This is a genomic window from Lysinibacillus sp. LZ02 (genome assembly GCF_050613145.1).
Classification (GTDB): domain Bacteria; phylum Bacillota; class Bacilli; order Bacillales_A; family Planococcaceae; genus Lysinibacillus_B.
On sequence record NZ_CP192507.1, the window covers coordinates 3,846,656 to 3,865,364 of the forward strand.

Genomic DNA, 18,709 nt, shown 5'->3' on the forward strand with positions numbered 1-18,709 from the left:
CACACGCCCACTCCTTCAAACGAATAATATGAATATTATATGATGTATTATCGTTTTTTGAAACAATTTATATTTTTCTTCGTCATATCTTTTGTTTCTATCAGTTACAAGTATTTTTCAGTAGAATATGTTAAAGTAAATTGTTAGTATGTATTACATTCACTCTTCGAAAAACACAACTCACACCCACATCACACGAGTTGATGTCTTTTCTTATGCAGATTAGAAAATGATACCCTCTTATCTGCCAATGATTTTAAATAAGGTGGCATTCATGGATAATAATAGACATTTCACGAAACGTTTCGATTGGACGCTCTTTTTTATACTAATGATGTTTCTTGCTGTCAGCTTGCTCGCGATTGGCTCTGCGCAAACTTCTGGGCAATATGGCATTAACTTCGTACCGTTGCAAATTCGCTGGTATGTCATTGGTGCGATCATTGTCGCATTCGTTATGTATTTTGAGCCCGACCAATACAAAAAAATGGCATGGGTATTGTACGGTTTTGGTGTATTCTTATTAATTGCGCTCTTTGTTATTCCAGAAGGTACTTTTGCGGTACGTGTAAACGGCGCAAAAAGTTGGTTCTCAACCCCGGTGGGCAATATCCAGCCGTCAGAATTCATGAAAACCTTCTATATTTTAGCATCCGCTTATTTAATTAGTAAACATCATGAACAATACCAAGTCAAAACGATTAAATCAGACTTTATTTTACTTGGAAAAATCGCTGTAACATTACTCGTACCACTCGGCTTTATTATGACACAACCTGACCTTGGTTCATCTCTTGTATTTTTAGCAATCACAGCCGCCCTAGTTATTGTAGGAGGGGTATCGTGGAAAATCATTTTACCCATTTTCGGTGGTGCAGTAGCAGTTGGGGGCTCTTTATTATGGATGGCGCTTTATATGCAAGACTTCCTCGAAGAAGCATTCGGCTTTAAAGCGTATCAATTTGCGCGTATTTACTCTTGGCTTGACCCTTACTCTTACTCGGCAAATGAAGGCTATCACCTTATTACCTCACTGAATGCGATTGGATCTGGTGAAATTTTCGGTAAAGGCTTATTCGGTCGTGAAGTTTATGTTGCGGAAGGTCATACCGATTTTATCTTTACCGTTATCGGAGAAGAATGGGGATTTGTCGGCGCAAGTGTCGTCATTTGCTTATATTTCTTATTAATTTATCATTTAACGCGGACAACACTTTTACTAAAAGACCCATTTAGTACGTATGTATGTGCAGGGATTATTGCGATGATCACGTTCCATGTATTCGAAAATATCGGCATGACGATTCAATTACTCCCAATTACAGGGATTCCACTACCATTTATTAGTTACGGTGGTAGTTCACTCATGGGGAATGCACTCGCAATCGGTCTAGTATTTAGTATGCGATTCCATTATCGTACGTATATGTTCTCCGCACACGATGATGAAGATTAAAAAAGAATGTTCATATACACACTCCCCAACCAAAAAACAAGCTGCCTCCATTGAAATGAAGGCAGCTTTATTTTACGCATTTTGTGTTTGTGGAGTTTGCGTTGGTGGTGTTAAAACTTTTAAAAGTTCTAGACGCGATTTCGTAACAGTTGCTTTCACGCCTAATGTAGATAAGTTTTTTACGACTTCTTTCAAATCGATTTCCTTCGTCATCTGTCCCACCTCAATCTTTCCTTATATACTTTAACGTCCTTGCTTGTAAAAAAGTTTCATATTAAATATTAGATGTCTGACTTTTATGACTGAACTTATCATATCATTATTGTATGCAAAAAAGTTTTTCAATTATGTTACAAGTTCTAAAAGTCAAGTAAATCGAACACATAATTATCATTTCCTATTTTAAGCAAGATTAAACATTTTATTTGTATACTGTAATGAGTAAAAATATACCCTAAAAAATACCAGTTAAATAGTAAAAGATATTAAATGAAAGCGTAATCGTAGCCTCCGCGCTTTGCCACAGCCTACACAGGAGCTAAAACAGGCGTGGCCTGTTTGGATCTCCTGTTCCGGCTCCTGTGGCTATGACGCGCTACGGCAAAAAGTGAATACTTCTCGATATGCTAAAAAAACAGTTCTCTTTTCTAAAAGAAATTAATTTCTTTCTATTTGCAAGTATAATTGCCCCACCCTCTACCGTAATGAATGAGAATCTTTCTTTATTTTTAGCAACTAATTATGTATTGAACCATAGTTGCGTGTAGCGGAGGTACGAGAGTGTAGCTGACGGCATGCGCCTTTCGCTACAGAGCAATGTTTTTCTGCACCGGAAGTGAAGCGGCAGGTGCAAAGCTTCCTACGGGAAAAGCGATAAAAGAACGAAGGCTAAAACCGTCACATCGTGTGACAACGCCTTCGTGACCAACATCATGTTGACCCCAAGACCCCGCAGGAAATTTATTTGCGACGAAAGCGCAGCGACAGGAGCACCGAAGTATGAGCGACGAGGAGGCTTGATCTCGCCCGTGGAAAGCGAGTGCCGCAGTGGAAAGCAACGGTTACTTAAATGGTAATATATGCTTCAAGGTTTACTCATTATAAGTTACATACTATAATGATGCGATTTAGCTCGATTTAATGCTATTTGGCTATATGTATAAAATATTTTATAAAAGCATATAATTTTTGTTAAAAGCATTGTCTCACAATGAAAGATGCAACATTTTAACTATTTAAAATCAACATTCTTTTTTATATCCCTATTATATAGCTACGTTTTATCAGACTTATAAGGGGTAATCGTTAAAATATACCGCTGAGAGCTTATGTGAGGTTTTGACACACATATTAGTTGAAGGAGTCTTTATGATGGCAAAGTCAATTTTAATACCAAAGCAATTGCAACGCTTTCGGTTAATGCTAGAACAATCTGCTATGGAATATATGCGATGCATGCCTAATACAAAAACAACTAATCTAATGAATAGCAAGCTCGGTGGAATGCCTTATTTACCAAAAGGGGCCACTCATCCAAGAGATGCAACAGGAGAATATATGCTGCTCCTTGCACAAATTAATTTTTCAGAGGATTCTTTCCCTTCACCATTTCCGACAAAAGGTGTATTGCAATTTTTTATATCGTCATGGAGCTACGAACAAACGCTTAAAACGGGAAATATTTTACCGCAAAATTATTTTAAGATACGTTACTTCCCTATCACAGTAACACATGAAATGATAGAGGACTTTACTTATTTACAGGGAGTCTCAATGCATCAATTTCCTTTTAAAAAAGAGTTATCGCTCTCTTTTTCAAGAGAAATTGAACCGGTTTCTGCAACAGACTATCGTTTAAACGAGTATATTCCCCCAAATCTTGTTGAACAATTTACACAAACAGAACAGCAACGTTTTAGCGATATTTACTTTCATTATTTTTCAAGTGCAGACCATAAAATGGGTGGCTACCCTTATTTTATTGATGAGGACATCCGTGCTACTACGGTATCACTCAGAAAATACGATACACTCCTTCTTCAAATTGTTTCAGACGATGAAATGGGGATTATGTGGGGAGATTCAGGTGTGCTAAAGTTTTTCATTAATCATGATCAATTAGAAAAACGTGACTTTTCAGACGTTTTATTGTATATGGAAGACTACTAATTCAAACCTTTTGGCGTAGCATGCTCGCATCGCTGAGAGGTTTTATTTTTTATAGTGGAAATACATACATTTAGCCGAAAAAATACGTTACTATAAGAAGATGAGAGAATATGAAAGAAGGTAATCAAATGACTTTTTCATTCGAAACTAGCATCCTCGCTCTATTGGTTGCCATGCTCAATATTTTATTTGCTATGACGATTATTTTTTTAGAGAGAAAAGATGCTTCTTCCACTTGGGCATGGATTCTCGTTTTGTTTTTTATTCCATTATTCGGATTCATTTTGTATCTACTTCTTGGGCGACAACTACGAAAAAAACATTTATTCCGGTGGGAAGGTCGAAAAGATATCGGCATCGAAAAACTCATTAGTTATCAAATCGAGGCATTAAAAGAAGAGAAACTGGAATTCCGTGAAGAGCATATAAATGATTTTAAAGAGCTCATCTACATGAATTTAATTACAAACAACGCGGTTCTAACACAAGACAATGCGATACAGTTATTCGATGACGGGAGTGATAAATTCGAGGCATTGCTTCAAGATATTTTAGAGGCAAAAGATCATATCCATATACAATATTATATTTTTAAGCTTGATAATTTAGGACAGCGTATCTTAAATGCCTTAATTAAAAAGGCGAAACAAGGGGTAAAAGTTCGTATTTTATATGATGAAATGGGTTCTCGCGGTATCAAAAAACGTCACTTCAAAGAATTAACGGAAGTCGGCGGAGAGGTTGAAATATTTTTCCCATCTATTTTCCCACTAATCAACCCGCGTTTAAACTTTCGTAACCACCGTAAAATCGTTGTAATCGATGGAAGGATCGGCTATATTGGCGGATTTAATGTTGGCGATGAATATTTAGGCTTGAAGTCGCGATTTGGCTATTGGCGTGATACACATATGCGGGTCGAAGGAAGTTCTGTACACCCATTACAGACACGCTTTCTACTCGACTGGAATCAAGCAACTGTGCATTATTGCATTAACTATTCCGAGCGTTATTTTCCTGCTATCCCGAAAAAGGGCGATATTGCGATACAAATCGTTTCAAGTGGACCTGATACAGAATACGCTACAATTAAAAATAGCTATATTAAAATGATTATGAGCGCCAAGAAATATATCTATATCCAATCACCTTATTTTATCCCAGATGACGCCTTTTTAGATGCCTTAAAAATTGCGTCACTTTCAGGTATTGATGTTCGCATTATGATTCCAAACAAACCCGATCATCCATTTGTGTATTGGGCGACTTACTCGTATGCTGGGCAGTTACTAAATACCGGGGCGAAAATTTACCATTACGATAAAGGCTTTATTCATGCCAAAATGATTGTTGTCGATGATGCCATATCAACAGTCGGCACAGCCAATATTGATGTTCGCAGTTTTAGTTTAAATTTTGAAATCAATGCATTCATTTATAATCATGCTATTTCTCATAACTTAGCAGAAATTTTTGAAAAAGATATTTTGGATTGTACGGAGCTTACAATGGAAACTTACGAAAATCGACCACTTCGTGTAAAATTTAAAGAATCCATTTCCAGGTTATTATCACCGATTTTATAAAAAATGGCGAATCCAAAAATCGGATTCGCCATTTACTATTCTACACCTAAATATTCTTCTAGTGTTAAACCTGACTTTTTTACTTTCGTCGCTGCTTCGACGCCTAAATAACGAAAATGCCATGATTCATACATAAAGCCCGTTACATCTTCTTTCCCCTCTGGAAAACGTAGGATAAACCCATATTTATGTGCATTGTCTACTAACCATTTTCCAGCAGGTGTCTCACCAAATTCGGCTGTTAACCATAAATCTTGACGGCTATTTTCACCAATATCAAATGCTAAACCTGTTTGGTGTTCTGAGTATCCTGGGCGTGCACTGTAGCGATCCGCCGCCTCTTTCCCATCACGGTTTACGTAATTTGTATACAGTGTTGTTTGATAATCATAGGAACGAAATCCACTAAATGCAACCAGCTCAAGACCTACCTCTTTTGCAGCCATCGCCATTTGTTCAAAAGCAGCGCGGGCTTCAGGGCTTTCACCCGGATTAAAATCTTTTGGTAATGGATGCTTTTTATTAGCAAGTAAAACCCCATCCACATATGTCGGCTCGATTACTTCCGTTGCTTCAATACGATACCCACCTGCATCTACTTCAATTACTTCTGGTGGTTCCTCCTGCTGTGTAGTCGGCTGTTCCTCATTCTCTTCCATTTCATTTGGCTGCGCTACAGCAGGTGGTGTGTCAACACTCTGTTCTCCTGCTTTAGACGGAAACAGTGTGTCTTTATAAGCATATATACCGACCACGATAACGACCAAAAATATTACGATACTACTAACAACCATTATCGGCTTATTATTTTTATGTCGATCTATTCTTGACTTCCTCATAGTACGCCTACTTTCTTCAACAATACACTTATTCTATCATTTTTTTATTCTAGTGACTTTTAGAAAAAGGGCCGTCTGAAAAGACATTTCGAGACGGCACCTTTCCAACGAGGATGGCGGCATGTTGATGCGACCACCGCAGGAGCAATATTTCTAAATGGATCATTATGAAGGAGTGAAGGGGGTGTTCTGAAAGTTTTTAATTTCTAGACACCCCCTATGTTTATCCCGTAATAATGATATATAAAACAATTAGTGTTGCGATTGCAAAGAACATTGCCATGCTACGCATCCACTTTGATTCCTTTTCTAATCCTTGTTGCTTAAAGCTTCGATAGCGAAAGAAATTTGTTAACGTAAACATGATAGTTAAAAACAGAACAGCTACTTGAAAGTTACCAGTAACCCCAAAATATAAAGCAAGCAAACTTGAAATTGCTACTAAGATAAGCGAAACGCTTTTTTCATTCATAGTTGAAGCCCCTTATTTATTCTCTGGAATGTCCGAGAAAAACTTACGTCCTAAATATGTTTGTACAATTAAGATAAAGCCACCAACGGACCAATACAGTGGTAATGCAGCCATCGATGTAAATGAAATAACAACAATCATAATCGGTGAAATATAAATCATCCATTTCATCTGCTGCTTTTGCGCCTCTGGAACTGTCCATAATGATACTTGTGCTTGCACAAGATAAATCACTCCAGCAATTACTGTCATTAAAATATCTGGAGATCCTAAATTAAACCATAAAAATTCATGCGTCTTTACATCTGCGGAATAAAGAATCGCAAAATATAACCCCATAATAATCGGCATTTGAATGACAATCGGTAAACATCCCATATTTAACGGGTTAATATTATGCTCTCGATATAAGGCAATCATTTCTTGCTGAATAGCAAGTTGCTCCTCTTTTGTTTTTGCAGCCTTCATACGTGCTTGGACATCTTCCATTAAAGGTTTCACAACATCCATTTTTACCTTCATATGAGCTTGCTTACGATAATTTTTCAACATGAAAGGCATTAAGACTAAACGAATGGCAACCGTAATAGCGATAATCGCTAATCCGTAGCTGCCGTTAAATACAGTGTTACCTAAAAAATCAAGCAATGCATCCATCGGCCTTACAAAAATACTATAAAAAAAGCCTTCTTCATTTTCGACAGATTGACATCCCGTTAACATAAACAATACCGTTAGGAGTAGACCACTTAGCTTTAAATGCTTCATCATTGTCACCTTCTTCTTTTGATTACAGTTGAAGTATACAGGAATGTAGCTTTAGGCGCCAATATACACGAAAAAAAAAAATTTAGCTTGTACCAACATCACACAAGTTGATTCAACCTGAGAACTGAATCAAACTACTCGTTCAAGCACATCATACAAAGGACGCTTACACATCATTTTTACATGCTATTCTTTTGGGAAATTTACATATCAAGGTTGCCTACGCAAACTTATGAACGTTTCTTATAGACAAATTAAAAGGCCCTGCTCCATGTAACAGGACCTCTTGCTTATACTTTTTCGTATTCTGGTTCGCCAATTTCAAAGCGATAAAATTCATGATGCAATTCATCACGGAAATGTTTCGGTGTAACACCTGTATATTTCTTGAAAATACGAGTAAAGTAACTTTGATTACAGAAATGGAACTGCTCTGAAATCGAAGTAATACTTTTATTCGTATGACGCAAATAATACTGTGATTCTTCTACACGACGTACATTTAAATACTCAACTAATGTAATCCCGACATGCTCACGGAAAATACGTGATAAATGGCTTGTACTAATATGGAAATTTGCCGCAATACTTTCTACTGTTAAATCATTTTCTAATTCATCATTAATATACATAATCACTTTGTTTACCGTTTGGTGACGGAATGTTGGCTGTCTGCGGTCAGCAATAAAATAAACATAGAAGTCGATTAAGTCATCTGCAAATTGCAAAAACTCTGCATCTTTCATCTGATTTTCAATCATATCAGCACAAGCTAAATTAAACGCAAAAGCTTTTTTCATAGGAACTTGATTATCTAGAAGCTTACGCGCAACAATAGATGACAAAATGATAAAATAATGGCGTACAACTTTAATTACCTGTTTTCCAAAACGAATCGATAAAATATCGATAATTTCATGTAAAGATTTCTTCGCTTTTGCTGCTTCTAAATGATAAATCTCAAACAACAACTTTGATTCAATAGTAAAGAACTCCTCAATCCCTTGATATTGATTGATATTATCGATTTCTTGGAAGTATCTTTTGGAAATTGTTTCAGATATTGAATGTTGATGTAATTGCATAGATTACCTCCATCTTTCCTTCTAAGTTCTAAAGGTATATTTTTTTTACAAAATATAACTTATTAAAACTAAAAATGTATAGTAGAAAATAAATATTTTTTAGACCTTTCACCAAAATATGTACTTAACTGCACATTTAATTATAGGCGTACGCTTCCCGCTGTAGTCGCCGCCTTCCGGTCCATATGTTTATAACATAAAGTTTCTTACGTCTAAAAAAGAAACATCTTCTATATATTTCTTTATTAGATGTTAAATACTTAATATAACGATAAATTCTCAATACGCACTTTATTTACTAACTACAGTGAATATTACCATATTTTGCGATTTTTTTTCAACTTAAATTTGGTATAATGAATAGTACAAAAATCCCATCGCTAAAAGAAGACGTAATCTTACTACTAATTATCTGTAAAGACATGATATAATATTAAGCATACCAGTTAATAATAAGGAAGCAATCCGAAATTTACTTTCTTACTTTGTCATTTATATATTTTTTTCTTTATAAATTTTAAAAATGAATAAATTTCCGTTCATTATTCCTAAATCTTCTCTATTTAATTTCTACAAAAATGTAGTAAAATATAAAATAATTATGTAAAATTGCTTAAAAGAGGTGTTTATAACGTGGATCCAAGACAAATTGAAGAAATTATGGACGTTATTAAAGAATTTTTCCCTGAAAATACGTCTATTGCAATTTCTGATGTAAATGAATATTTATACTATCAGCCAAGCAAAAAAGTAGACTTAAAAATCAAACCAGGTGATCCAATTAAAGAAGGATCAGCTGCCCACAAAGCATTAACGTATGGCCAAAAAATTAGTACATACATCGAGCCAGATGTATTTGGTGTTCCTTATTTTGGTATGAGTATACCATTAGTTGAAGAAGGCGAAACAAAAGGTGCTATTACTGCTATTTTCCCACAAAAGCCATCACCGTTTTTAACAAACTACATTACAGTTAAAATCGATGACTGCTGGTACCCAATTAAACATAATCAAGTAATTTATTTAGAGACACAACTTCGTAAAACATTTGTTAAAACAATGAGTCGTGAAGGCTACCACCGTTTAAATTTAAGTGATTTAGAATTGTTCTTAGCTCCAGATTCATTTATTCGTTGCCACCGTTCATATATCGTAAATATTGATTATATCGAAGAAATCCAACCAGATTCTCACTCAACATTTTTATTGATTATGAAGGACGGTACACGCATTCCTGTTTCTCAACGTTACGCAAGTTATTTCCGTCGTTCACTCGGTTTCTAATTTACCACATTTTACTACGCATACACAAAGACTTTGGGCCTAAAAGCACAATTCTTTGTGTATTTTTTTGCTAAAAACCCACCTCATCGACTCATGTCAAAAAACCTATTTTCGGTCGAAAATACTCTTTTTCTCTCTTTCATTCGTTTTTTAAGCACTTTCATGCGCAACATGAAGAAATTGTGACAATTTGGTGATAATATTATTTCAAGCGGTTGTGAATTCAACCTGATTAAATAAACAGAAAATTCTCACACAATTTTCTAACTATTCATTTAAACCATCATTAAACTTATTTAGGGGAGGATTTTAAAATGGATCCACGAGTTGAAAAGCGTTTAGGTTTAAAACAATTAACAGATAAAGTAGTATCTGCACAAGAAGCAGCTGCACTAATCGAAGACGGTAGTGTAGTAGGTATGTCAGGATTTACTCGTGCTGGTGATGCAAAAGTAGTACCAATGGCATTAGTAGAGCGCGCTAAAAATGAAAAATTCCAAATTGATGTTTACACAGGTGCATCTTTAGGACCTGAAGTAGATAAATATTTAGCAGAAGCTGGCGTTATCCGCAAACGCGGTCCGTTCCAAGCAGATGCAGGTATCCGTAACTTAATCAACACTGGTGACGTTACTTATGTAGATGCTCACCTTTCACATAATGCAGAATTAGTACGTCAAGGGATTATTGGCCCAATCAAACATGCTATTATCGAAGCATGCGCAATCACTGAAGATGGTTACATCATCCCAACAACTTCTGTTGGTAACTCACCAATCTTCGCTCAATACGCTGAAAATATCATCATTGAGTTAAACATTTCTCACCCAGAGTCAATGATCGGTATTCACGATATCTACATTCCAGCAGAACAAGGTAAACGTGAACCAATCCCAATGACTAGCGCAGATCAACGTATTGGTGAAAAAGGAATCAAAGTAGATCCAGCTAAAATCCAAGCAATCGTTGTGTCAGAAGAGCCAGACGCACCTTCAATGATCGTTCCTCCAGATGAGGAAACACAAACGATGGCAAACCTTTTATTAGATTTCTTCCGCGGTGAAATCAAAGCTGGTCGTTTAACGAACACATTAGCACCATTACAATCTGGTGTAGGTTCTGTAGCAAACGCTGTACTTGACGGCTTCGCTGATTCAGAATTCGAAGAGTTAATCGTATACTCTGAAGTACTACAAGATGCGGTATTCAACTTAATCGATGCTGGTAAAGTTAAATTCGCTGGTGCTGCTTCAATTACGCTTACAAAAGAACTACAAGATAAAGTATTCAGTAACTTAGACCAATATGCAGACAAAATCTGCTTACGTCCACAAGAAATTTCTAACCACCCAGAGCTTATCCGTCGTTTGGGCTTAATCGCAATCAACACTGCTCTTGAGTTAGACATTTACGGTAACGTAAACTCAACACACGTTTCAGGTACTCGTATGATGAACGGTATCGGTGGTTCTGGTGACTTTGCTCGTAATGCTCGCCTTGGTATCTTCGTAACGAAATCATACGCAAAAGGTGGTGCGATTTCTTCAATCGTACCAATGGTTTCTCACGTAGACCACACTGAACACGATGTTGATGTAATTGTAACTGAACAAGGTATCGCTGACTTACGTGGTCTTGCACCAAAAGAGCGCGTAAAAGTAATCATCGAAAACTGTGCTCATCCAGAATTCAAAGAACAATTATGGGATTACTACAACCGTGCTGTTGAAGCAACTGGTAACCACCACACGCCTCATCTATTAGAGGAAGCTCTTTCTTGGCACGTAAACCTTGCTAAAAACAAAACAATGAAAAAAGAAACGACAAACGCTTAATGTTCATTCTCTCGGCAAACCTAGGTTTGCCGAGTTTTTTATTATGTTTTACTCTCAAACTTTTCCATTAGGGACTACAAGCGTTATATAAAATGCGGAAATGCATAATTCATACATATTATTGCTGTATCCACCCAAAAAGGTTGTGCTGTAAGTGTTACTTACAGCACAACCTTTCATCATTTATAAATATTTATTTACACAGAACTTCTAGCGATATTCATTTTGCTGATGTTGTTCCTCATTGTAATGCAAGACCGTCGTTTGTGCACCTTCGTCAATCATATGATTCCCCTCGAGTACGGTATTCGCTGCTTGTGCTGCTGTTGAGGCAATGTCTTCTAGCGTTTCCTTCTCTGGATGCTTCTCGCTATTCTCCGTCATCGCCATAAAGGTTGCTGCTTTATTTTTACCTATATCTTTCTTTTCTGCCGATTCTTTTGTAGCATTCATTGCCCCTTGCATACCGCTAGTACCCTTTTGGAAATTATCCATTTCCTTTTTCAATTGACTTAAATACCCTACCGTCTTATTACGGTTTTCTTTTTTACTCAAGTATGACACTACACCTGCCACTAAACCAGCAAGGACAACTCCCTTGCCTTTTAACTTTGCCATCATTCATCCCTCCATGTAATTGGTATATGAAATATTTTCCCGCCAACCATTATTTTTAAACATGATTTCGAGATGTAAATACTGTCAATATGGAATCCATATTATCAATATGCCATTTCGATATGATTCATAAAGCAACACTTTATTATTTGTGTAATCTAAATGATTATACTTTCTATTATCTAAATAATCTAAAAATTTTAACTAAATATTAATATTATTGGTTATAAATGAATATATTTACATTACACAAAGGGGCGAGAATATGTTTGAAACTAAAGATATTGCATATGATTGGAAAGAGATAATGAGCTTTGCCGGTGTTGCTAGTGTTTTAACATTTTTTATTTATTTAATCGTTTTTTAATGCACAGTAAATGACAGAAAGCGAACGAACTTTTAGCTTCAATACTCTACTTTTAAAAAATCTTGTACCCTAAATTCATTATAAAAACACTAATTACTATAATTCCTAATAATCTTTTTCTAAAAAAGTAGGTGTCTAGAAAATAAAAAATTTCTAGACACCCGCTTCATTTTTCTATAATTTCACATCATTATAATCCGTACTTTTTTCAAATGCCGCAACAACATACGAACATACTGCTTTCATTTTCAAATTGTTTTCACGTGCATAGTTTGCTGCTTCATCCAACAATTTTTTGGCTACACCTTGTCCACGTAATTCATCGGATACATATGTGTGATCCATTGTCATCGCACCATTCGTTTCCACCCATGTAATTTCTGCTAGACGGCGCCCTTCCTGTTCGTATTCAAATGCATGTTGCATCCCCGCTTTGTTTAACTTAAATTCCACTATAATCCCTCCCTCTGCTTTTTAATATAGCAAAAGAAACATAGTGACCTCTAGCAAAAGCTTCTACTAACTACCGTATATTTTACTCTGTTTGTGTATCTGAATCGTTACTTGAGCCAAACCAACCAGCAATTGTATCAATTAAATTAGTAAAGAAGTTTTTAACACCGTTCCAAAAACCTTCATCTTGTACTAAATCACTTAATCCACCAAACTTCTCTTCAATCGTTTTACTTAAATCAGATAGCTGCTCAGACCATTGAGAGAAATCAATATTTAAATTACGAATTTGGTCCATTAAATCGATTAATAACTGGCGATCTTGTTCACTTAAATTGATTTCTAGTTTCGTTAACTGTTCTTCCACAATGCGTTGTACTTCTTCTTTTGTTGCTGGTGCCTGCTCCGCGATTGATTTTTTGATTTCCGTTAATAGGTTCGCTACTTGTTCTTCTGTAATCCCTGAATTCTCCGCAATTTCTGTCGCCACTGAGAGCTCTTCATTCGCTACATCCGTACGCTCAATATCTAGCGTCTCCCCTGTTTTTACTTCATATGCTTTATAAATCCCTACAAGCGCAGAGTGACCTGTTACTGCTTTTGGCGCAGCGACTTCAACGATGGCATCTTGAATACCCGCTGTTAACATCGCACTTGCATACATTTCTGCTGTTACTTGTGTAATATTTTCCGGTGTGACGATACTAATTACTAAACCTTTTCCTTCTTCTTGGCGTGTAATTTTTGCAGATGAATACATCCGTGAGCTCGCATTACTATTTTTAATGTATTTTACTAAATCTTCACCTGCTACTGTAATTTCATCAAATTCTGGTTCCTCTTCAACGCCCAATGCAGTCTTCACCAATTCGCGCTCAGCCTCAGAAAGATTAGCACCATACACAACAATTGGTACACCTAATTTTTCATTAATCGCCTTTGTTGTGCCAGTCGCAGCCAACACTTGAGTTGGTAGCATCATTACTATAGCGACTAATAATGTCATTAACATCGTAAAGTATTTGCGTTTCATATTAGAAACCTCCCCTTTCAGATAATACATACGCTAAAAAAAGCAAAAGGTTTCAAAAAGAGCTTTTCTGCGCTTTCTACCTTTTGCCTTATTGCTAGACGATTTCTGTCCAACCATCTTGTTGTTTAATTTTTCGTGCTTTCATTAATGTCCCAAGGGCACGTTTAAATGCACCTTTACTCATGTCAAACATGTCTTGAATTTCTTCTGGTGATGATTTATCACTAAACGGCATTTTACCGCCCACACCTTCTAAATACGCAAGAATTTTCTCTGCGTCTTCGCTTAAGCGCTCATGCTTACGTGGCAGAAGCGAACCGTTTAATGAGCCATCCTCTTTTACATCAATAATACGAACCGCTACTTCTTGTCCTAAGCGTGGCTCTGCTTTCATTTCAGAATTATGAACGAAAATACGATAAGGCGCATCTACACCAAGTAGGAACGACCCTACAGGCAATAAGCGATAAGGGCGAGCCATAATATTTCGATTATGCATCTCTTCAAACGCACCTTCGTATAGCTCATTCACTTTTTCTTCTGTAATTAAGCGACCAAATAAATCACCGTTACGATCAATACGTAATGTCATATACAAATAATCGCCTGCTTGTGGCCATAACTCTTGTAATGCTGGTAAATCCTCTGCTTTTACGAGCACTTCACGTGATGTGCCGATATCTGTGTATGCACCTTCACGTGTTACTTTTAATACGCGTGCCCAGCCATATTCACCTTGGCGAATAGTCGGCAATGCTGCTGTTGCTTGTAACTCTCCGCGACGATCTGCAAATAAAAATACGTCTACTTGATCACCGATTACTAAAGGCTCTGCTACCTCAGACTGATTAAGCGGAATCTCGCTATCACCATTTGTTAACACATAACGTGACCCTTGTTCTTCTAAAACTGTTAATGAAACGATGTAACCTGATTTTAATTCGTTCATTTGTTCTTTCCTTTCATTACACATTATGCTGTGTTTTCATCTGTTCAAGTTTCCGCATAAATTCAGGCTGTTCTTCCATCAACTGTACTAAATCCGCAATACGATCGATTGAATTCCAGCTCAAATGATGCTCAATTCCTTCAACATCCTCATATATACGTTCTTCATCAACCCCAATAAGGCGTAAAAATTGTTCCAATAACTCATGACGTTGCACAAGTCTTTTCCCTAATTTTACCCCTTTAGGCGTTAATGTTAAGCCTCGATACTTTTCGTATACTAAATATCCGTCCTTATCCAATTTTTGGACCATTTTCGTAACTGAGGAAGGTAGAACAGATAATGCTTCCGCAATGTCGGACACACGAGCGTACCCTTTATTTTCAATTAATAAATAAATTTGTTCGATGTGGTCCTCCATACTAGGTGTTGGCATATCTTGTCCCCTCTCTTTCCAAGTGCTAATTTAAGTTTACTACAATGTCACATAAAGTGAAACTTCAATCAGTGGCATTTTAACCTATAGGATGCGCTAAGACAGGCGTTGTCACACGGATGTGACACTTTTATTCAGACACCCCCACTAATTGAGAGAGGAACGCAGGCTCACCATATCGTGTGACAATACCTGCGTGACCAACGTCCTGTTGCCCCTCACTAATCGGGCGGATGCATATTGACCTCCCACCTACACTCATCCATTCCCTCCATTCTTGAGCCGAGAATATTAATGCCCGTTAATGTGGGATAAAAAGTTAGCTGAAAATGACAATGAGCCGAAGCTATTTATTCGGCTCACTTCTATGATGTGGATTGCTTCCTATGACATGAATCGCACGGATTATTTGTTTATTAATTTCCTCTAGATGTTCAGGTGTGTTCATTTCACGAAACACTGTATCACGCCATTGTGAAGACGTTACATATCTTGGTGCTAATGCATTCAATGCAATGGCGGTTATATCAAGTATACATTGTTCACAATGACAAAACGTTTGATATTCATTCCCATATAGTAAAAATTTTACTAAACCTTGAACAATTTCCTCCGTAACATTTACTAGCATTAGTTGTTCCATATATTTCCTTCGCCTCATTTTTCTTCTGAATAAACGTGTGTTCATTCCATCATATAACTATCAAATCAAGAACTCAACTAGTCGTATTTATTTAGATGAAAATTTACAAGGAAATATCTTTTTTTTGATATTATTGATTAAAATTTGATACTTTCATTAACCGTAAGGAATTTAAAATAACGAGTAATGTTGCCCCCATATCCGCAAAGATCGCAATCCATAATGTAAGCCATCCAGGAATCACGAGTAATAGAGCAATCGCTTTTAGCCCTAAAGCAAACACAATATTTTGTTTAATAATAGCTAGTGTTTTCTTACTTAATCGCATCATATACGGTAATTTTTCTAAATCATCACCCATTAATACAATATCTGCTGTTTCGAGTGCTGCATCTGTTCCGGCACCGCCCATCGCAATGCCAATTGAGGCGGTTGCGAGTGCAGGTGCATCGTTTACCCCATCACCAATCATTGCAACAGAACCATATTGTTGTTGCAATTGTTTCATGGCATTTAGCTTCTCTACTGGTAGCAATGATGGACGAACATCCTCAAGGTCTAACTCCTGTGCGATAGCATTGGCTGTAAGTTCAGCATCTCCTGTTAACATAACCGTTTTCACTTGTTGTTTATTCAGTGATTTTATCACATTTTTGCTTTCTGCACGCACTTGATCTGCAATCGCCAAAATACCTAAAAATCGCGTATTTGATGCCGCCGCAATAACCGATTTTCCTTCACGTGCAAACTGTGTTGCCTGTTCCTTGATATCAGTATTAATAGGTATCATTTCTTCAATCCAGTTGAGGCTGCCTACATAGATCTTTTCCCCTTCAACCGTTGCATAAGCTCCTTTACCCGTCACCGAATTAAATTCAACTGGCTCTGAGCAGCTGATTTGTTTTTCATGTACTTTATTTAGTACCGCTCGCGCAAGTGGATGTTGTGATTTTTCTTCAACCGCACCGATCTTACGCAATAATGCTTCTTCCGATACAGATGATGCCGGCACAACTGCGACCACTTCTGGCGTTCCTTTCGTTAAAGTGCCTGTTTTATCAAAAGCAATGGCTTGAATTTTCGCCAGCTCCTCTAAATAAACACCGCCTTTAATTAGCACACCTTTCTTCGCCGCATGACCAATAGCTGTTACAATCGCAACAGGTGTTGAAATGACAAGTGCACAAGGACACCCTACCACAAGCGCCGCAAGCCCTTGGTAAATCCAGTATGACCATTCCCCCGTAAACAGTGGTGGTACAACTGCAACAAGCAAAGCAATGAGCATAATCAATGGCGTGTAATATTTAGCGAATTTATCGACAAACTTTTGTGATGGTGCCTTTTCAGCTTGCGCTTCTTCGACAAGGTGCACAATTTTTGCGATAGTTGTATCTGCTACAAGCTTCGTCACTTTCACTTCTAATGCGCCTTCTTCATTTAAAGTACCCGCAAAGACATCTGCGCCTTCTTCTTTTTGCACTGGGATAGATTCCCCCGTAATCGCGGCTTGATTCACCGTTGAGGAACCGCTAATAACAACGCCATCCATCGCAATTTTTTGACCCGGCTTGACAATCATTACATCGCCGACAACAATCTCATCTGTTGGCATTTCCACCTCATGATAATGGCTACCATGTGCCCGTTTAATGCGCGCAACAGCGGGTGCAATTTCCATCAATGTTTCAATTGATTGACGCGCTTTATTCATCGAATAGGCTTCAAGTGCTTCACTCACCGCGAACAGAAACACAACGATGGCTGCTTCTTGCCACTCACCAATAATCGCTGCGCCAATAATGGCAATCGTCATTAATGTTTTCATATCAAACTCTAAGCGTAGCAAATTACGGAAACCTATTTTAAAAATATTGATACCACCGACTATAATCGCGATAAAGTAAAGCGTGTTCGACGTGATATTCCCTTCACCTAAAGACAAGCTAAATGCTAAACCAATTAATACAAAAAATAATGAAATACTCGCTAATACATTTTCTTTACGTTTGTAAAATGGTAGCACTTCTTTTTTTCGTTCATCTGCTTTTGTTACTTTAATGCCGTCAAATGCCCCAGCAGCCTCTAGCTGTTCAACGGTCACCTCTCCCACTACCGTTAACTTTGCTGCTCCAAAGTTCAACTGGCAATCTTGTACAGTAGGAATGCCGCGTACATTCTTTTCGAATTTTGCTGCACAGCTTGCACACGATAAATTTTGTAATCTATATTGTTGTTTCTCCTTCACCACCGTCTTCATCCCCCTCTATGGAATGCTCATACGCAATCGTTACAATTTGATACACATGATTATCTGCCAATGAATAATAGATCATCTTACCGTCACGATACGACTTGGCTAAACCATGTTCTTTTAAATAGCGCAAATGATGTGATGCCGTCGCAACAGAAGAACCGATAATCTCTGCCACATCACATACACAAAGCGCGTTTTCTAGCGTTAATGCATAGGCAATCTTTAATCTCGTTTCATCCGATAATGCTTTTAAAAATTGCGCTACTTTTGAGAGTTCCGGTATTTGCGGCTTGATACGTCCCACCACATCACCATGTACCTCTGTTACTTCACATAATTCTTTTGACAATTTCTTCACCTCATTCAAATAATCATTTGATTGTCCTTATTATATGCAACTTCTATAAAACATTCAAATATTTATTTGAATATTAAAAACAACATGAATATAACCAGTGA

At 37.1% G+C, this 18,709-nt stretch carries 19 protein-coding genes; 5 read left to right on the top strand and 14 right to left on the bottom strand.

The features are described from left to right. The first annotated feature begins 274 nt into the window (after positions 1–274). Positions 275–1,456, top strand: coding sequence for an FtsW/RodA/SpoVE family cell cycle protein (locus tag ACQQ2I_RS18575; RefSeq protein ID WP_431028229.1), 1,182 nt, complete (start codon positions 275–277; stop codon positions 1,454–1,456). Positions 1,457–1,528: 72 nt separating this feature from the next. Here the strand turns inward: ACQQ2I_RS18575 and ACQQ2I_RS18580 are convergent, their stop codons facing one another. Continuing rightward, entirely contained in the window at positions 1,529–1,669 is a 141-nt protein-coding gene (locus tag ACQQ2I_RS18580; RefSeq protein ID WP_431028230.1) for an Lmo0850 family protein, read from the bottom strand. Between the two features lie 1,158 nt (positions 1,670–2,827). On the opposite strand from ACQQ2I_RS18580, the gene ACQQ2I_RS18585 reads away from it, so the two are divergent. Beyond that, positions 2,828–3,625, top strand: coding sequence for a YwqG family protein (locus ACQQ2I_RS18585; RefSeq protein ID WP_431028231.1), 798 nt, complete (start codon positions 2,828–2,830; stop codon positions 3,623–3,625). Between the two features lie 128 nt (positions 3,626–3,753). Continuing rightward, positions 3,754–5,211: a cardiolipin synthase gene (gene cls / locus ACQQ2I_RS18590; RefSeq protein WP_431030552.1), complete on the top strand. Its 1,458-nt coding sequence runs from the start codon at positions 3,754–3,756 to the stop codon at positions 5,209–5,211. 35 nt (positions 5,212–5,246) lie between these two features. Here the strand turns inward: cls and ACQQ2I_RS18595 are convergent, their stop codons facing one another. From ACQQ2I_RS18595 to ACQQ2I_RS18610, 4 genes are all read right to left on the bottom strand, one after another. Next, positions 5,247–6,050, bottom strand: a complete 804-nt coding sequence (locus ACQQ2I_RS18595) for a M15 family metallopeptidase (RefSeq protein ID WP_431028232.1) — start codon at positions 6,048–6,050, stop codon at positions 5,247–5,249. 223 nt (positions 6,051–6,273) lie between these two features. After that, positions 6,274–6,522, bottom strand: a complete 249-nt coding sequence (locus tag ACQQ2I_RS18600; protein WP_391374157.1) for a hypothetical protein — start codon at positions 6,520–6,522, stop codon at positions 6,274–6,276. Positions 6,523–6,534: 12 nt separating this feature from the next. Beyond that, positions 6,535–7,290 (bottom strand): membrane protein insertase YidC, encoded by a 756-nt coding sequence (yidC, locus tag ACQQ2I_RS18605; RefSeq protein WP_431030553.1) that lies wholly within the window; start codon positions 7,288–7,290, stop codon positions 6,535–6,537. Between the two features lie 290 nt (positions 7,291–7,580). Further along, positions 7,581–8,375: a helix-turn-helix transcriptional regulator gene (locus tag ACQQ2I_RS18610; protein WP_431028233.1), complete on the bottom strand. Its 795-nt coding sequence runs from the start codon at positions 8,373–8,375 to the stop codon at positions 7,581–7,583. A gap of 633 nt (positions 8,376–9,008) precedes the next feature. On the opposite strand from ACQQ2I_RS18610, the gene ACQQ2I_RS18615 reads away from it, so the two are divergent. After that, positions 9,009–9,659 (top strand): LytTR family DNA-binding domain-containing protein, encoded by a 651-nt coding sequence (locus tag ACQQ2I_RS18615; protein ID WP_431028234.1) that lies wholly within the window; start codon positions 9,009–9,011, stop codon positions 9,657–9,659. Positions 9,660–9,973: 314 nt separating this feature from the next. Further along, on the top strand, positions 9,974–11,494 hold the full coding sequence (locus tag ACQQ2I_RS18620; protein WP_431028235.1) for a succinate CoA transferase: 1,521 nt from the start codon (positions 9,974–9,976) through the stop codon (positions 11,492–11,494). 210 nt (positions 11,495–11,704) lie between these two features. Here the strand turns inward: ACQQ2I_RS18620 and ACQQ2I_RS18625 are convergent, their stop codons facing one another. From ACQQ2I_RS18625 to ACQQ2I_RS18665, 9 genes are all read right to left on the bottom strand, one after another. After that, a complete protein-coding gene (locus tag ACQQ2I_RS18625; RefSeq protein ID WP_431028236.1) occupies positions 11,705–12,115 on the bottom strand; it encodes a 3-oxoacyl-ACP reductase in 411 nt (136 codons plus the stop codon). A 538-nt stretch (positions 12,116–12,653) separates the two neighbouring features. After that, a complete protein-coding gene (locus ACQQ2I_RS18630; protein WP_431028237.1) occupies positions 12,654–12,932 on the bottom strand; it encodes a GNAT family N-acetyltransferase in 279 nt (92 codons plus the stop codon). Between the two features lie 82 nt (positions 12,933–13,014). Next, on the bottom strand, positions 13,015–13,944 hold the full coding sequence (locus ACQQ2I_RS18635) for a DUF1002 domain-containing protein (RefSeq protein ID WP_431030554.1): 930 nt from the start codon (positions 13,942–13,944) through the stop codon (positions 13,015–13,017). 115 nt (positions 13,945–14,059) lie between these two features. Beyond that, a complete protein-coding gene (locus tag ACQQ2I_RS18640) occupies positions 14,060–14,914 on the bottom strand; it encodes a CvfB family protein (RefSeq protein ID WP_431028238.1) in 855 nt (284 codons plus the stop codon). A 16-nt stretch (positions 14,915–14,930) separates the two neighbouring features. Beyond that, a complete protein-coding gene (gene mntR, locus ACQQ2I_RS18645; protein ID WP_391374134.1) occupies positions 14,931–15,350 on the bottom strand; it encodes a transcriptional regulator MntR in 420 nt (139 codons plus the stop codon). 130 nt (positions 15,351–15,480) lie between these two features. After that, on the bottom strand, positions 15,481–15,612 hold the full coding sequence (locus tag ACQQ2I_RS18650) for a hypothetical protein (RefSeq protein WP_431028240.1): 132 nt from the start codon (positions 15,610–15,612) through the stop codon (positions 15,481–15,483). Positions 15,613–15,696: 84 nt separating this feature from the next. After that, the gene (locus ACQQ2I_RS18655) at positions 15,697–15,993 is read right to left on the bottom strand and encodes a late competence development ComFB family protein (protein ID WP_431028241.1); all 297 of its coding nucleotides are present in this window, start codon (positions 15,991–15,993) and stop codon (positions 15,697–15,699) included. A gap of 130 nt (positions 15,994–16,123) precedes the next feature. Then, entirely contained in the window at positions 16,124–18,253 is a 2,130-nt protein-coding gene (locus ACQQ2I_RS18660) for a heavy metal translocating P-type ATPase (RefSeq protein WP_431028242.1), read from the bottom strand. Beyond that, positions 18,219–18,599: an ArsR/SmtB family transcription factor gene (locus ACQQ2I_RS18665; RefSeq protein ID WP_431028243.1), complete on the bottom strand. Its 381-nt coding sequence runs from the start codon at positions 18,597–18,599 to the stop codon at positions 18,219–18,221. Before ACQQ2I_RS18665 ends, ACQQ2I_RS18660 begins: the two co-directional genes overlap by 35 nt. Positions 18,600–18,709 lie beyond the last annotated feature (110 nt).

Excerpts from the sequence above, each read along its gene's own strand:
- ACQQ2I_RS18575 (WP_431028229.1), top strand. The coding sequence starts at position 275 with ATGGATAATAATAGACATTTCACGAAACGTTTCGATTGGACGCTCTTT.
- ACQQ2I_RS18580 (WP_431028230.1), bottom strand. The coding sequence starts at position 1,669 with ATGACGAAGGAAATCGATTTGAAAGAAGTCGTAAAAAACTTATCTACA.
- ACQQ2I_RS18585 (WP_431028231.1), top strand. The coding sequence starts at position 2,828 with ATGGCAAAGTCAATTTTAATACCAAAGCAATTGCAACGCTTTCGGTTA.
- cls (WP_431030552.1), top strand. The coding sequence starts at position 3,754 with ATGACTTTTTCATTCGAAACTAGCATCCTCGCTCTATTGGTTGCCATG.
- ACQQ2I_RS18595 (WP_431028232.1), bottom strand. The coding sequence starts at position 6,050 with ATGAGGAAGTCAAGAATAGATCGACATAAAAATAATAAGCCGATAATG.
- ACQQ2I_RS18600 (WP_391374157.1), bottom strand. The coding sequence starts at position 6,522 with ATGAATGAAAAAAGCGTTTCGCTTATCTTAGTAGCAATTTCAAGTTTG.
- yidC (WP_431030553.1), bottom strand. The coding sequence starts at position 7,290 with ATGAAGCATTTAAAGCTAAGTGGTCTACTCCTAACGGTATTGTTTATG.
- ACQQ2I_RS18610 (WP_431028233.1), bottom strand. The coding sequence starts at position 8,375 with ATGCAATTACATCAACATTCAATATCTGAAACAATTTCCAAAAGATAC.
- ACQQ2I_RS18620 (WP_431028235.1), top strand. The coding sequence starts at position 9,974 with ATGGATCCACGAGTTGAAAAGCGTTTAGGTTTAAAACAATTAACAGAT.
- ACQQ2I_RS18625 (WP_431028236.1), bottom strand. The coding sequence starts at position 12,115 with ATGATGGCAAAGTTAAAAGGCAAGGGAGTTGTCCTTGCTGGTTTAGTG.
- ACQQ2I_RS18635 (WP_431030554.1), bottom strand. The coding sequence starts at position 13,944 with ATGTTAATGACATTATTAGTCGCTATAGTAATGATGCTACCAACTCAA.
- ACQQ2I_RS18640 (WP_431028238.1), bottom strand. The coding sequence starts at position 14,914 with ATGAACGAATTAAAATCAGGTTACATCGTTTCATTAACAGTTTTAGAA.
- mntR (WP_391374134.1), bottom strand. The coding sequence starts at position 15,350 with ATGCCAACACCTAGTATGGAGGACCACATCGAACAAATTTATTTATTA.
- ACQQ2I_RS18650 (WP_431028240.1), bottom strand. The coding sequence starts at position 15,612 with ATGAGTGTAGGTGGGAGGTCAATATGCATCCGCCCGATTAGTGAGGGG.
- ACQQ2I_RS18655 (WP_431028241.1), bottom strand. The coding sequence starts at position 15,993 with ATGGAACAACTAATGCTAGTAAATGTTACGGAGGAAATTGTTCAAGGT.
- ACQQ2I_RS18660 (WP_431028242.1), bottom strand. The coding sequence starts at position 18,253 with ATGAAGACGGTGGTGAAGGAGAAACAACAATATAGATTACAAAATTTA.